The organism is Streptomyces sp. NPDC020965, assembly GCF_044333555.1.
Taxonomy (GTDB): domain Bacteria; phylum Actinomycetota; class Actinomycetes; order Streptomycetales; family Streptomycetaceae; genus Streptomyces.
Map to the genome: position 1 here is coordinate 350044 of NZ_JBIRRE010000006.1, position 15018 is coordinate 365061.

The window sequence follows — 15018 nt, forward strand, 5'->3', positions numbered from 1 at the left end:
CAATCAGCCGGGGAGGGTAAGTACGTGGGCTGACCAGCGTCAACGGTGAGATGGCGGCCCGGGGCTGCGGGCTGGGCGCGGGGCTCACCGCGGGGCTCACCGTCGCGGCGGCCTCAGCCAGGGCGCGCTGGGTGTGCGGAGAGGGAGTCGTGGTCATCGTGTTCTCGCCATCCTCCGGCCATCGGCGCCGGATCGGAGACAGGTCCCACCCGCACACGCCAAGGCGTACGGGCCGGACCCGGCGTCGAGAGGCACCCCATGACCGCGGGCTGACACCCACCACCGACCAGCGCCCGTTTCACCCCTTAACCACCCCTTAACCACCCGGAATATCCGTGACCGACACCACCGCCGCCGATCGCCCCACCGCGCCCGGAGGGCACACCGACGGCGAGCCAGGCCGACGCCGACGCCGGGGCTCAACGAATCACCCCCGACAGGTCGCCACACCGGGTTGCGGCACTAACCTGCCGTGGTGACCGGAACCGAGCTCGATAAGTTGATCGTTGCTGACAGCGCGGCGCTGCGCGCGTGGCTGCTGGACAACCACACCGCTTCTCCTGGCGTGTGGCTCGCCCTGACCAGGAAGGGCGGCTCCGTTACCACGCTGACCTGGCAGCAGGCGGTCGACGAGGCCCTGTGCTTCGGCTGGATCGACGGCCAGGCCCGCAAGCGCGACGAGGGGAGTTCCTGGAGGCGGTTCACCCCGCGCCGGCCCCGCAGCGTCTGGTCCCGGCGCAACGTCGCCAACGTGGCCCGACTGGAGGCGGCCGGCCTGATGCTGCCCGCCGGCCGCGCCGCGGTGGACGCCGCGAAGGCCGACGGGCGGTGGGCGGCCGCCTATGCGCCATCATCGGAAGCGGAGGTGCCGGCCGACCTGCGAGCCGCGATCGCCGCCGACCCAGCGGCGCAGGCGATGTTCGAGGTGCTCACCAAGACCAATCGCTTCGCCCTCATCAACCGGGTCAATGCCGTCAAGCGAGCCGAGACACGCACCCGGAAGATCGCTCAGTACGTGGCGATGCTGGCCCGGCACGAGACGATCCACCCGCAGCGAGCCAAGCCGGCGGACCCGCCAACGTCGTGACCGCCCGACCACCGCGCCATACACCGGGGCCGGAACGATTACCCAGGGCCGGCCTGCTGCCCGGTACGCGATGCGGGCACCGCCTGCTCCCCGCCGAAGGTACTGCGTCGTGATGTCATCGGTGACCCGCTGCGGCGGGAACCCCGCCTCTGCCGGGGGCGTCGTGTTCGGAATCGAGGCCACCGAACTACTGGAGGGCAGACTGGCGGCTCACCTGCTGGCTGTCAGGAGTCGGAGCCCGTCGCGGCGCTGCTGGCCATGGCACGCGGACACGCCGTCTTCTGCCGACGCGACTTCGCCCGCATGGCGATCGTGCTGCGGCTGGAGTTCACCGGCCAGGACCATCCCGTCGGGCACGAGGTGGAGCGGAGCTACGACGAGCTTGAAACCGAACGGCCTGCTCGGCAGGATCTACCTGGCCGCGATCGTTCCGTTCCGGTACCTGATCGTGTACCCAGCGCTGATGCGCATGATCGGACTGGGGTGGCGGGTCGGCACGCCGACCTGACGTGCGCGCACCTCGGCAAGACCAAGACCGTCCCCTGCCAGCAGATGAAGACGCCACTACTCGGACTCGCCCGAAGCAGGTTTCCGAGGGAAGTCAAGGAGATGAAGGTGGAACCAGAAGGCGACCGTCCCGTCCGCCGAGACGGGACGAACAGGGATGATCACGTGCTGACCGTCCGTCAACAGCACGACATTCCGCAGGCGGTCCGCGCTCTCAGTCCGACCGACCCCGACTACATCGACGTCTTCACGCTCATCACGCATGACGCCTCACACAGGTCACCGGAGCAGTGGGCCCGCGCGGCGTTCGAAGACGTCGCGGGCCTCCAAGGCCAATTCATCTGGCGGGTACTCCTTGGCCTGCGTCTACAGCGGCGCGCATCACCGGACCACGTGGCCGGATGGCGGATCGCTGACCGCAGCGACAGGGGGATCAGGCTCGAAGCCCACTCCTGGATGCTGACCGGCCACCTCGTCATCCAGGTCGATGACGAGCAGGTGTCATTGGCCACGATCGTCCGCTACGACCGGCCGATAGCGGCACGCATCTGGTCGCCGCTGTCCTCGGTACACCGCCGCTTGGCGCCCGGGCTGCTGCGCGACGCGCACAAGGTTCAGCAGCCGAGACCGCGCCAATGAATCCCGTCCGCGAAGTACGGCGAGATTGCACGGACGACCCAGGCTGCCTGATTCGGCCAAGCCACTCGTGGACGCACCCATGAGTGACGAACAGGTATGCGGTGAGGCAGCTGTCGTCTACGGTGACGCCTCGTCAGGTCTGACGATGCCCATCGCTTGTTCCACCGTCTCGTTGCTCAGACTCGGGGTCGCCAGTGCGGGGTTGTCGGGACGGGCGCGAAGACCGTTGAGGAGAATTTCGAGGTAGCGGCGCCAGATGTCCGGCTGCTGGCCCCGGGTGAACTGGGCAGCGGCGTACAGCATGTGCTGGATGACCGGAATATCGGAAGGAGTCACCTCCGGACGGAGATCCCCGCTTTCCTGGGCCCTGCGGATCAGGGCCTCCAGGAAGGGCAGCATGCCCCCGCGTGCCGCCTCAATCGGCCCGGACGTGTGCGCGCCCAGCATGAGCACGTCGTGCAGGCCACGGTTCTCGGCGAGGTCGGCGGACATCTCCACCAGGAAGTCGACCAGACCCTGCCAGGGGTCGGGGTGGGCGAGGGCGCTCTCGGCCGCCTCCTGGCGCATCTGGAGGTCCTGTTCGAATAGGGCCCGGATAAGGACTTCCTTGGTGGGGAAGCGGCGATAGACGGTCCCGACGCCGACGCCGGCGTGGCGGGCCACGCCGTCGAGTGTGACCCCCAATCCCTGTTGCCCGAAGACCTCACGCGCCGCGTGGAGAATGCGTTCGCGGTTGAGGGCGGCGTCGCGCCGTAGCGGGCGACCGCCCTCAACCGGATCGATCCGCCGAGAACTCTCCGTCATACAGCACAGGGTAGTCCTGTTGATCGGGCAGCTTCCGCTGCCCCGGCCTGCGCGCGATCAGCCATACGTCGCCGAAACCGAGCAGCGTGACTCCGGTCAGACACAGGGTGACGGGGGCGTGGCGTGGAGGTCCGGTTTCCCTAGGGGGAGGAACCTCAGGGCGTGGTGATGCAACGTTTCGAGCCGTCGGGCAATCCCCCAGTCACCGACGGAACGATGGGGCACCTGACCCACGGCGAGCGAAGGGAGCCCCCTGAACGGGCGCCGGAGCCTGGCACTCAAGCCACGGCGGTGCTACCGTCCAAACTGGAGATACCTTCTCCACTTACTGGAGGGCTCACATGACTGCACGCGGTAGGTTAGGCGCGATCACGGGGATCGCACTTCTCGGCCTGGGTGCGACGGCACACCCGTCCGTGGCACCCGTAACACCCCTGGAAACGGTGGCATTTGCGGCGTCGGCGAAGCTGGTCGACTGCCCACAGTCCCCCGCCCCCGGCGGACCGCCCGGCGGGTCCGTCCCGATCGCGAAGACGATCAAGCCCACCAGTACGAGATCCAGCAGGGTCATCATTCCGGACGGTCCGCAAATCCAGTGCGGACGTACCCATGTGACCATGCATCGGGACATCGTGTACGCATCACCCACGGCAGGCGGAGAGCAGCGTGACCTGAGGCTGGATCTACAGATACCGCGGACGAAGGGCCCGAAGCCACTGGTGGTCTACATCACCGGCGGCGGGTTCATGACGGCGAACAAGGCGGGCAACCTCGACGAGCGCACCTACGTGGCGGAGCAGGGATACGCCGTGGCGAGCATCGAGTACCGCACCACAACCACCGGCTCCACATACAAGGATGGCGTCGCGGATGTGAAGTCGGCCATCCGCTATCTCCGTGCCCACTCGGCCGAGCTGGGCATCGACACCGCCAAGGTGGCTGTCTGGGGTCAATCGGCCGGCGGCTATCTGGCGGCCATGGCCGGCGCGACCAGCGGCACGGACCGGTTCGAGCAGGGTGACAATCTGGACCAGAGCAGCGACGTCCAGGCCGTCGTCGACCAGTTCGGCGTTCATGACCTCGCCAAGGTCGCCGATGACTTCGACCCGGAGACCAAGGCCACCTACATGGCGCCCGGCAGCTTCATCAACGCATATGTCTTCGGCCCGAACTCAGCCCGAACAGTCGTGACGGACCACGCGGCGAACAGGGCGGCCAACCCCGCCACCTACCTCAACCGATCATCGGCACCCGTCGCCCTGCTCCACGGCGACAACGACCACATCATTTCACCCAGCCAGTCACTGATCCTGCTCGACGCCCTCACAAGGAAGCGGGTGGAGGGCACCCGATACGTCGTCAAAGGAGCCGACCACGGGGACCTTCCCTTCCTCCCTGACCCCGAGGCCGGCCGGAAATGGACCACTCAGAAGGTGATGGGCACGATCACCCGATTCCTGGACAGAGAACTCCGGAGCTGAGGCCAGGGGCCGCGCGGCGGCTCGGCGTGTCGTGCCCCTGTCGACGGGCCCGGGTCAGCCGGTCCCCCGGCTCGTGTCCCGCCTTCGGCGGCACCGACAGCACCGCTCCTGGTGAGCCCACGGCCGTCGCGCTGACCGCATCCGCCCGTGCCCGGACCACGGGCGCTCGCGGCCGGAGCCGTCGAAGGGGTAGCGGAGCAGGTCGATGCCGCGCCGGTGCTCGCGCACGGAGCTGCCCTCGTAGCGGGTGAAGTCGTTGAAGTCGCAGGCCAACTGGAGTTCCCGTGTGAACAGCAGGGTTGGCCAGCTTGGATTGGCTGTACGTCTTCCGTGGCTCGTACACGCCGCTGAGGTTGAGGTTGTCGAAGTGGATGTGAGGGACGCCGGGCTTCTTGTGCGCCTCGGACGACACGGTCACCACACGATCGGTGATGTGCGGCACCAGGAGCTTGGTCAGGGCGAAGTGGGCGATCGCACCTTGCGCGCGTCCGCCAGGCGCCGCCCCAGGGGCATAGGTGATTGTCACCGACGCGAACGGGTGCCGCGTACTGGAAGGGTCGGCAGGGCGGCGACAGAACGGGCCGCGGACCGACACGACCACCGGGAGAATTCATGATACCCCAGGGCATCACGTATACCGGTCTCGACGCTCTTCTCACCCCGGAGAACTCCGTTCTCCTGTTGATCGACCATCAGGGTGCCCAGTTCGCGGGCATGCGCAGCATGGACGCCGGTGTGGTGGTCAACCATGTGACGGCGCTGGCCAAGGGCGCGAAGGTATTCGGTGTTCCGGCGATCCTGACCACTGTCGTGGAAGAGCGCGGTGGCCGGCTCATCCGTCAGGTCCAGGACGTCTTCCCCGAGCAGGCTCCGATCGACCGTACGACGATCAACACCTGGGAGGACCAGCGGGTGGTGGACGCGGTGGCCGCCACGGGCCGCAAGGACATCGTCATGGCGGGACTCTGGACGGACATATGCCTCGCCTGGCCCGCGATCCACGCCATAGCCGACGGCTACCGGGTGTTCGCGGTGACGGATGCCTCCGGTGCCACCAGCGTCGAGGCCCATGAGCGCGGCATCCAGCGCATGATCCAGGCCGGTGTGATCCCGACCTGCGCCGGTACCGTCATCGCCGAGTGGCAGCGCGACTGGGCCCGTGAGGAGACCGTACCGGGCATGACCGAGATCCTCCTTGAGCACGGTGGCGTCTTCGGGACCAGCCTGGCCTGGGAACTCCAACTACTCGGCCTCGACAAGAGCTGACCCGGCCAGCGGCCCGGCCGTGCACCCGGGCCGGGCCGTCCGGTTCCGCGCCCACCGTTCCTCCCTGACGGAGGCTCATGCGGCCCTGCGGCCCCGCGGCGCCCTGTCGGACCATGCGCAGGGCAGCCGTTCGGCCCTCCACCCGATACCCCTGCTCATACCGGTGGCTCGCCCGCAGGGGCAGGTGACCAGCAGGTCCCGAAGCCGTCGGCCAGGGCGACCTCCTAAGGAGTCTCACGATGAACATCACTGTTGTCGGCCGGGGTCGGGTCGGCGGCGGGCTCGCCCGTCTGTGGACCCGAGCGGGTCATACGGTAACCGGGCTCGGGCAGGACGGCGGGGATGCCGCCGGCGCCGACGTCGTCGTGGTGGCCGTGCCAGGACATGTGATCGCCGACGCGCTCGGCAGGGTGTCCGGTCTCGCCCGGAAGACGACCATCGACGCCACCAATGTCTACCGGGAGCGCGATGGTTCGTTCCCCTCGCTCGCCCACCAGGTCAAGTCGATCGTCGGCGGCCCGACCGCCAAATCCTTCTCCACGGTCTTCGCCGACACCTATGCGCGGGTCGCGACGGAGCGGATCAGGCCGAGTGGCCTCTTCGCGAGTGACCCGGCGGCCCGGAGCATCGCCGAACAGCTCATCAGGGACGCCGGTTTCGACCCTGTCTTCGTCGGCGATCTCCACCCCGGGGCGCGGCTGCTCGAAGACAGCTCCGGCCTCACCCGGGCACTCGCCGGACAGTTGGGCCCCTTCTTCTCCTGGTACGGCCGACCCGGCGAACTCTGATCCGCGGTCCCCCCGCCGGCGTCGGGGAGCCGCAGATGACCATCCCCGCCACGGTACGGGCTGGTCGGGATCAACCGTTCAGCAGTCGCCGTAGCCAGCGCGTCCGGGCGGCGCGGGCAGCCTTCGCAAGGGCCGCCTCCGGTACGAGGGCGTCGAAGCCGTGGAATCCTCCGGGCCACACATGGAGCTCGGCCACTCCCCCGGCCTGCCACAGACGACCGGCGAAGGCGATGACCTCATCGCGCAGTGTCTCGGCAGAGCCGATGTCGAGGAAGGTGGGAGGCAACAGAGGCGGGTCTTCAATGCAGGTCTGAGGAGCGGGTCTTCGAAGAGAGGCGAAATCCGGTTCTGAGCGGATTCCTCACTGGTTCTCCTGGCTGAGCGCGTCCAGCATTTTATCCATCAGGATGCCCATGGTCTCGACCTCCGCCGAAGTCAAGGGATCGAAGAAGCACCGACGAACCGTCTCCACATGCGCCGGGGCCGCTCCTTCTATCGCGGCCCGCCCAGGGGCGGTCAGCCGCACCATCGCTCCCCGGGCGTCATCGACGCAGACCTCTCGGGTGACAAGTCCCCGCTTCTCCATGCGGATGATCTGATGGGACAGCCGACTGCGTTCCCACCCGACCTCCAGCCCGAGGTCCCGTGACCTCATCAGGCCGTCGGGCGCCTCGGACAGGGGGACGAGCAGCGCGTAATCGGCACCCGACAGCCCGGAGTCGCGCAGGAGCTGGCGATCCTGCGCACTCTGCAGATCCCGGCGGAGGTCCCGGTACTTCTTCCAGACCTGCGCCTCCCGCTCATTGAGCCATCGAGGTTCTCCCATGGGGTGGAAGGTAGCAGAGGGTTGATATATCACCGAAGCGGCATTTCTCCCATCGCCTTCCGGAGTCCACCGGCCCCTGCGGGGAAGGTCCGGACAGCACGGGATGAGGTTGGCTGGACCATGGATCCCCCGTCATCTCGCTGAGTTGACCGGCGTTCTTCCCGCCCGGGCCGTTCGCGCGATCAGCGGAGGGGAAGCATTCCGTGCAGTTGTCTGCGGGACGAGATGCCCATCTTCTTGAAGATGCTCCTCAGATGGGCTTCGACCGTCCTGTTGCTCAAGTACAGCTCGTCTCCGACTTCCCTCGAAGTGGCTCCTGTCGCCACGAGGCGCGCGATTCTCAGCTCCTGCGTGGTCAGACAGGAGGCATCGACCGGTCCGCTCCGCGGGGTGTTGACGTGCTCCCCCGCCCCGTGCAGTTCCCGGGCGGCGCGGGCGGCGAAAGCTGTGGCACCGCAGGCGGAGAAAATGGAGTTCGCCTGTCGTAGCTGCCTCCTCGCCGCCATTCGGTGTCCGCCGGCCCGCAGCCACTCGCCGTGGAGAAGCCGGGCGCGGGCCGCGTGGAGGATCGCATCGCTCAGGTCGAGCCGTCGAATGGCCTCCTGGTACAGATCGCCGGCGTCCGAGCCGCAGCTGAGGAGCGCTCGGGAGCACAGTCGCACACCGAGCGCCCAGTTCGTCGAACTGGTCTCAGTGCGCCGCAGCACTTCGTCCAGCGCGACTTCGGCCAGGTCGGGAGTACCCGACTTCACGGCCGCCTCAACGAGTTCGACCAGGCCCCAGGTGTGCAGGCCGGTCTCCTCCAGTTGGTGGACGGACCGCCACATCCGCACGGTGTCGGCGGGGCGGCCGAGCCCGTTGAACAGGACGGCTCCGGCGTACTCGACGGCCGTGAGCAGGTGACCCTCCCCACGGGAGACCGCGTCGCGCCGGGCCCGGGAGGCCGGTCCCACCACCTGGGCCCGCTCTCCTCGCCAGGCCGCGAGTACCGTTCGTACACAGGGCACGCCCCAGCGGCCGGTGTCGCCCGGCAGTGAGTCGATCTCCCGGACGAGCGCGGCCGCCGCCTCCAGTTCACCGGCGTGCACATGGACCAGTGCCCGTCGACCCAGGGCCGCGGGTAGCCCGGTCAGGGCCCCCGCGCGCCGGACGTCGCGCACCTGGCGGTCGGCCAGCCGCCGCCATGCCGAGTCGTCCCACAGGTCGATCGCCGCACTGCACACGGCCCATGCTTCACCCGGTCCGTACGGATGGGCGTCCCGGCCGTCGAGATACGCACGGAGTGCGCGTCCAAGCGCGGGGGCGGCGGCGGTGACACCCCCGCGCACCCGTTCGACGAGGCCGTCGAGGAGCAGGTCGAGCGGGCGCACGAAGTCGGGCAGCGGGGTTCGGCCGGTGGCCTCGGGCGGTGCCGGGGGACGCGACCCGGTGGCGAAGCGGCCGGCGCAAGCAGCGGCGGCCAGCTCGTCCACACGGACCTCTCGGGCCAGGTCGCCGTCCACGGACGCCATAAGAGCGGCGGCCCGCCCGAGAAGCCCGGCCGCCACCCCGCACCGTCCGCGATCGAGGGCCATGCGGGCGCGCAGGGTCTCGACACCCGCGGTCAGGCGTTCGTCGAGCGGCCCGGAGCGCAGGAGGGTCAGGAGTCGTTCGGCCGCGTCGTGCGCTCCGGCGTCGCGTTGTGTCCCCGCCGCTCTCAGGGTCCGCGCGGCGCGATCCCGGACGTCGGGGGTGAGCCGGGCCGCCGCTTCGAGGAACGCGGCCGCCCGGCCGGGCAAGTGCTCCCGTGCCGCGGATCGCTCCAGGGCCTTCGCGGCGGCTTCGTCTGGGCCTGCGAGGGACTGCGAGTGATGCCAGATCCAGCGGTCCGGCTCATGCGCCATGGCGACCACCGCGAGAGCGCGGTGGACGGTCCGCCGGTCGGCCGGTGTCGCGTCGAACCAGACGATGGACCGTACGAGAGGGTGGCTGAACCGTATCCACAGGTCGACGGAGAGGAGTCCTGCCTCTTCGGCGGGGACCGCCGCCTCGACATCGATGTCTAAGTGGCGCAGGGCTCGCCATAGGCACAGCGGGTGCCCGGCCGGCTCAGCGGCGGCCACCAGAAGGAGCTGCCGGGTGTCCGCGGGGAGTGCGTCGATGCGTCTGCGGAAGCCGTCCTCCATGGGCGTTCCGGGTGAGGCGGCGCCGCTTCGGGTCTCAGGATCGGGGAGCCCTGCTGTGCAGACGAGTTCACGGAGGGCCAGCGGGTTGCCCCAGCCCTCGGCGATGACGCGCTCTCTCACGCCGCGGTCGAGAGGGGCACCGACCCGTTTCGACGGAACTCCGCGAGTGTCGTCCTCCGGAAGTCCGGTGAGGAGCAGTGAGGGGAGGCTCGCCCATTCGGCCCGGTCGTTGGGCTGCCGGGTGGCGATGAGGAAGGCGACCCGGGCGTCAGGGGCCCTTCGGGCAGCGAAGGCCAGTGCGCGGACGGAGGCCCCGTCCAGCCAGTGGGCGTCGTCGACGACACACAGCACGGGGAGTTCGGCCGAGGCTTCGGCCAGGAGACCCACGGTGGCCGCGCCCACGAGGAAGGGGTCCGGATCGCGGCCCGTCGCTGGGTCGAACGCGGCCTCCAGGGCCTTGCGTTGGGGACTCGAAAGCTTGGTGACCGTGGCCAGCAGGGGCGCGCACAGCTCGTACAGCCCGTCGTGGTCCCGCGGCCTGTCGATCTCCCTGCCGCAGGTACGCAGGACAGCCGTCCGTGGCGGGACGCGCACCGATTCGAGGAGGGCTGTCTTCCCCATGCCGGCCTCGCCGAGGATCAGCAACGCTCCTCCGCGCCCGGCACCGAGGCCCTCGATGAGCCGGTGAAGCCGTTGGGTCTCATGGGGCCGACCGATGAGCGCCGGGCTCTCGCACCACACTCGTCCTATGGGCACCGTTAGCGTCTCCCGTTCCACAGCTGCGACTGCCGTACGCCGGATCGCCTGGGGGTGGTGCGCGCGGCTCCGGACCGACCACTCAGCGGCACACGCCGGAGGCAACCGGACCGTGAACCGATCGAACCGTCACCCGCCCACGCGAAGCGGGTGCGCCCCACCGTCCCATATTTGAGGACACGTCAACAATATGCCGTCGCCGCGCTCTTGGGCAGGCCGACGGCGGGCGGGACGTGGCCATCGGGCGGGCCGGACGCCCCCGGCGCTCGTACCCGACTCAGCCGTTCCGGGGGACGCGACCGTGTTCCCCTCCATGGGATTCATCACGACACAACGGAACATCCCGGAGTTGCCTGCGTGAGGTGACGCCGAGCTTCCTGAAGATGTTCCGCAGATGGGCGTCGATGGTCCTGGGGCTGAGGAAGAGCCGCGTCCCGACCTCTTTCGAGGTCGCTCCGGCGGCGACCAGACGGGCGATCCGGCATTCCTGGGCCGTCAGCCCGACCGGCAGCGGGCCCTTGCGGCCCCGGGGGCGCTCCCCCGTGCTGTCGAGCTCGCGGGCCGCGCGGGCCGCAAAGGCCCCGGCACCCAGCACGGAGAGCCTCGTGTGCGCGTCGCGCAGCACGGTCCGCGCTTCGCGCCTGCGCCCTTCGCGCCGCAGCCATTCGCCGTAGACCAGGCGGGCGCGGGCCGCGTGCACGACGCCCCGGGTGCGGTCCAGCCGTGCGATCGCCTCCCGGTAGCACTCCTCGGCCAGGGGGCCTTCCGCCAGCAGGGCCCGGCTGCGCAGGGCCGCTCCTGATGCCCAGTCCGTTCCGGCCCTCTCCGCGCGCTCAACCAGGCGCCGGAGCGCCTCGGCGGCGATCTCCCGGTCGCCACTGCGGGCCGCCGCCTCCACGAACTCGGTGAGAATCCACGCGTGGAATCCCATCTCGTCGAGCCGACAGGCGAGATGGAGGGCTTCCAGGGCGGCGTCGTAGCGGCCGAGACCGTTGAACAGCACGGCTTGGGCGTACTCGACCGCCGTGACGAACCTGCCTTCGCCCCGGTCCCGTGCGCCTATCCGTGCGAGTTCCGCCAGTTCCAGGGTCCGGGCCTCCTCCCCGCGCCACGCGGCCACGGTCACCTCGATGTGATCCGGGCCCGGGACGCCGATCCCCTCGGCGACCGCATGGGCTTCCGCGACGAGGGCGGAGGCGTCGTCGAACTGCCCGGCGTGTACGTGCGCGAGCGCGCGGTGGCCGAGCGCCACCGGCAGCAGTGTCAGGGCGCCCGCCGCCCGGCAGTTCGTCAACTGACGCTCCGTCAGGGCGAACCACGGGCCTTCCTCCCATAGATCCGTTGCGGCGCAGTAGGCGAGCCACAGCTCGCCCGTCGAGAGGTGGGCGCCGTCGCCCGGTGCCCGGTCAGCGTCCACCGCGCGGCGCAGCAACGGGACCGCCGCCGCGAAGTCCTTGGTCGTCCGGGTGGTCAGCGCGTCGAGGAGAAGGTCCCGTGGCCGCGCGGGAGTGTCGTCACCGAGCATGACCCGGGCGGCTTCGGCCACATCGGACAGCCGCGCCGAGCGGGCGAACCGACCGACGAGGACAACGGCGGCGAGGGCGTCGAGCAGCGAGTCCCGAGCCACCTGAAGGTCGACGGCGACCATGGCGCCCGCAGCGTCGAGGAGTCGGTCGACGGCCGCGTCGTCCCGGCTCCGGTCGAAGGCGATCCTGGCGTGGAGAATCCGGGTCTGCGCCAGCTCACGCGGTCCGAGCGGGCCGGTCCGCGACACCGACAGCAGCTCAAGTGCCTCATCGATGGCCCCGGCCTCGTGTTTGGCCGCCGCGGCGGACAGCGCCCGCTCGGCGCGGAGCCCCGGCTGCGGGGTGAGCCGGGCCGCCTCGGCGAGGAACACCGCCGCGGCGGCGGCTCCTCCTCGCGCCCGGGCGCGGCCGGCCGACCGGTGCATCGCGTCGGCGGTGGCTTCGTCGGGCCCGATCGCGGACCGGGCCAGATGCCATGCCCTGCGGTCACCGTCGCTCTCGCGGTCCAGCGCACGGGCCAGCGCTCGGTGTACCGCACGCCGCTGGTCCGGCGGCGCCGAGCGATAGATCGTGGAGCGTACGAGGGGGTGGTGGAACCGTACCCGGTTCCCCAAGGCAACGAGTCCGGCCTCCTCCGCGGGCCGGGCCGCGCCGGTCCCGACGCCCAGTTCCGCCGCGGCCCGTAAGAGCAGCGGGAGATCGCCGGTGGGCTCCGCGGCTGCCACCAGCAGGAGGAGCCGCGTACGGTCCGGAAGGCCGGCCAGCCCGGCCCGTACGCGCGACTCGATCACCGCCGGAGCGGCGGACGCGTCGGGACGGGTGAACCCTCCGGCCGGTTCGCCCGCGCCGGGCGGTTCCAGCGGAACGAGCGGGTTGCCACGGGCCTCGTCGAGGACGCGCTCCCGAACCAGCGGGTCGAGGGGTACCCGGCTTCGGCCCATGAGCAGGCTCCGGGCGTCGGCTTCGGCCGGCCCGGCCAGCGGCAGCCGCGGCAGGCCCCGTAACTCGGGGTGGCCGGCGGGGTCGCGGGCGGCGAGGACCAGCGCGATCGGCTCGTCCCCCACCCGGCGCGCGGCGAAGGCGAGCGCCTGCGCCGATGCCGGGTCCATCCACTGGGCGTCGTCGACGGCGCAGAGCAGCGGAGTACCGTCCGCGGTGTTCCTCAACAGATCGAGGAAGGCACGGCCCACGCGGAGGCCGTCCGGAGTGGCACCGTCCCGCAGCCCGAAGGCTGCCCCCATCTCCGCACGCCAAGAAGACGGCGACGCGGCGATTCCGGCGAGGAGCGGGCCGCACAGCTGGTGCAGCGCGGCGAAGGCGAGGCCCATCTCGAACTCGGCGCATTCAGCCCGCAGTATGCGCACCCCCGGTACGGACCGCGCGTATCCCAGCAGGGCGGACTTGCCGGTCCCGGCCCCGCCACTGATCACCACGCAGCCACCGTGCCCGGCGGTCAGCTCGTCGATGAGGCGATCAAGGGTCGCGCACTCGCGCGCCCGCCCCGTGAGACGGGGGCGCTGCGGACGGGAGTGAGGTGGGGACACCCCTCCATTCTGCGGGGCGTCGGCCGGATCACTGTCGCGGGGTGATGAAGGCGCCGTTCACCACATATCCATCCAGTCCGTGCAGCTCGCCGTATGCCCTCAGATCGCTGGTGCGGTTGATGAACCCGCGCCCTGAATAGTTGAGCGAGGTGTTGCAGAGGACGCTGAATCCGGTCAATTCACCGAAGGAGGTGAGCAGCTCGGCCATTTCTGGGTTCGCCGTCGGGTCGACGGTCTGGGTGCGAGCCGTGCCGTCGACGTGGGTCACCGCCCGCAGGTCGTTGGACTCGACCTGGCTGAAGTACAGCATGTAGGGATCGGGCACCCCGCCGCCGAACCAGCGGCCCGCGTCCTGTTCCAGGCAGATCGGGGCGATGGGGCGGTAGCTTTCGCGCTGCTTGATCTTGTTGAGCCTGACGGTCGTCTTCTCGGTGAAGGGAGCGGCCAGGATCGATCGGTTTCCGAGCGCGCGGGGTCCGATTTCCCAGCGGCCCTGCGCCCAGCCGATGATGTTCCCGTCGCGGAGGTAGCGGGCGACCTCGTCGTAGCGCACCGGGCGGGATTCGTAGCGTCGCGGGTCGAATTCCATGTCCTCGACGAATTCGCCACCCGCGTAGACGTCCCAGTCCAGGTCGGCCGACCCGGTGTAGAAGTGCTGGGCGTCGATGGCGGTCCCGATCGCGGAGCCGCTGTCGTTGGGGCATGGTGGGACGAAGACCGCGGGGAAGAGTCCGCACTCGCGCCAGCGGCGATTCCACTCGCAATTGAGTCCGCAGCCCCCGGAGATGAGCAGCGGGAAACCCTCCGTCAGATGCTCCCGGGCGTAGGTGTGGAAGCGGTCGAAGATGGCATCCGACAGGCGGGCGGCGAGGCTTTTGTACGCGTTCGATTCCACGCCGATGTTATAGAAGGGTGAGTCGACCATCCGGTCTTTGAGACTGCCGGTGATGACCTTCTTCTGGCCGAGTACGAAGTCGATGACCTCCTGTTCTGCCTGGGTCGCCGAGCGATTCTCGGCAAAACCGGCCAGGGCCATCTGTTTGCCAGCGTCCTGCAATCGGACAAATTCCTCGTGCGCACTGAATTGGGGGTCCGCGAGCGCAAAGCCGTAGGAGTACTTGTTGCCCGGGTGGTTGAGCACCTCTTTGAGATGGGTCACCTTCCCGTGCTCGTCGATGCGGTAGAACGAGCCGATGTTCCCTTCCCACACCAGGCTGTAGAAGGGCTGGTCCCGACGGAACGCCGACATTCCATAGGACGTCATGATGTGGGAGCGCTCGTGCGTGGAGGAGAAGACGCGTACGTTCTTCCCGAAGAAGCGGCCGGCGTCGTCCGTCATCGCGGAATCGCCGACCCCGAAGTACCCGGCACGCGAGGGTTGGTCGGTGGCCTGGGTCCCCTTGATCCAGCCGCTCATGGCGACGACGTCCGGCTGCTTGTCCAGCCGGTCCGCCGCGATGGCGAACACCTCAGCAGTCAGACCGCCGTAGCGGATGAACGAGTCCTTCTCCGCCTCCAGGGAGAAGAGCAGCCTGCCGTCCTCGACGGCTGCCATCGCCCCGTCATGGCCTTCCTTGAGGGAGAGAATCAGCATGATGGTCCGCCTCTCTGTGGATGTCCGACCCTGGC

Annotated in this window: 10 protein-coding genes and 3 pseudogenes; 6 read left to right on the plus strand and 7 right to left on the minus strand. The window is 69.6% G+C overall.

Annotated elements, in window-relative coordinates:
- Positions 1-472 precede the first annotated feature (472 nt).
- The 3 genes and pseudogenes from ACH4S7_RS20685 (at position 473) to ACH4S7_RS20695 (ending at position 2233) form a co-directional block, all read left to right on the plus strand.
- On the plus strand, positions 473-1087 hold the full coding sequence (locus ACH4S7_RS20685) for a YdeI family protein (RefSeq protein ID WP_398522668.1): 615 nt from the start codon (positions 473-475) through the stop codon (positions 1085-1087).
- Positions 1088-1469: 382 nt separating this feature from the next.
- Positions 1470-1595, plus strand: a pseudogene (locus tag ACH4S7_RS20690) (DUF2867 domain-containing protein); the annotation flags it as partial.
- Positions 1596-1759: 164 nt separating this feature from the next.
- On the plus strand, positions 1760-2233 hold the full coding sequence (locus ACH4S7_RS20695) for a hypothetical protein (RefSeq protein ID WP_398522669.1): 474 nt from the start codon (positions 1760-1762) through the stop codon (positions 2231-2233).
- A 117-nt stretch (positions 2234-2350) separates the two neighbouring features.
- On the opposite strand, the gene ACH4S7_RS20700 is transcribed toward ACH4S7_RS20695, so the two are convergent.
- Positions 2351-3037: a TetR/AcrR family transcriptional regulator gene (locus ACH4S7_RS20700; protein WP_398522670.1), complete on the minus strand. Its 687-nt coding sequence runs from the start codon at positions 3035-3037 to the stop codon at positions 2351-2353.
- Positions 3038-3654: 617 nt separating this feature from the next.
- Between ACH4S7_RS20700 and ACH4S7_RS20705 the strand changes: the two genes are divergently transcribed.
- Positions 3655-4518: an alpha/beta fold hydrolase gene (locus ACH4S7_RS20705; protein ID WP_398522671.1), complete on the plus strand. Its 864-nt coding sequence runs from the start codon at positions 3655-3657 to the stop codon at positions 4516-4518.
- Positions 4519-4791: 273 nt separating this feature from the next.
- Here ACH4S7_RS20705 and ACH4S7_RS20710 read toward each other — a convergent pair.
- Positions 4792-4990: pseudogene (locus ACH4S7_RS20710) on the minus strand (oxidoreductase); the annotation flags it as partial.
- A 140-nt stretch (positions 4991-5130) separates the two neighbouring features.
- Here ACH4S7_RS20710 and ACH4S7_RS20715 point away from each other — a divergent pair.
- Positions 5131-5784: a hydrolase gene (locus ACH4S7_RS20715; protein WP_398522672.1), complete on the plus strand. Its 654-nt coding sequence runs from the start codon at positions 5131-5133 to the stop codon at positions 5782-5784.
- Positions 5785-6023: 239 nt separating this feature from the next.
- Positions 6024-6572: a dinucleotide-binding protein gene (locus ACH4S7_RS20720; RefSeq protein WP_398522673.1), complete on the plus strand. Its 549-nt coding sequence runs from the start codon at positions 6024-6026 to the stop codon at positions 6570-6572.
- 70 nt (positions 6573-6642) lie between these two features.
- Here ACH4S7_RS20720 and ACH4S7_RS20725 read toward each other — a convergent pair.
- The 5 genes and pseudogenes from ACH4S7_RS20725 to ACH4S7_RS20745 all read right to left on the minus strand — a co-directional run.
- Positions 6643-6873: pseudogene (locus ACH4S7_RS20725) on the minus strand (alpha/beta hydrolase); the annotation flags it as partial.
- A gap of 60 nt (positions 6874-6933) precedes the next feature.
- Positions 6934-7398 (minus strand): MarR family winged helix-turn-helix transcriptional regulator, encoded by a 465-nt coding sequence (locus ACH4S7_RS20730; protein ID WP_398522674.1) that lies wholly within the window; start codon positions 7396-7398, stop codon positions 6934-6936.
- Between the two features lie 182 nt (positions 7399-7580).
- Positions 7581-10319, minus strand: coding sequence for an AAA family ATPase (locus ACH4S7_RS20735; protein WP_398522675.1), 2739 nt, complete (start codon positions 10317-10319; stop codon positions 7581-7583).
- Positions 10320-10596: 277 nt separating this feature from the next.
- On the minus strand, positions 10597-13389 hold the full coding sequence (locus ACH4S7_RS20740; protein WP_398522676.1) for an AAA family ATPase: 2793 nt from the start codon (positions 13387-13389) through the stop codon (positions 10597-10599).
- Positions 13390-13417: 28 nt separating this feature from the next.
- Complete coding sequence (locus ACH4S7_RS20745) at positions 13418-14983, minus strand: carbamoyltransferase C-terminal domain-containing protein (protein WP_398522677.1); 1566 nt, start codon at positions 14981-14983, stop codon at positions 13418-13420.
- Positions 14984-15018 lie beyond the last annotated feature (35 nt).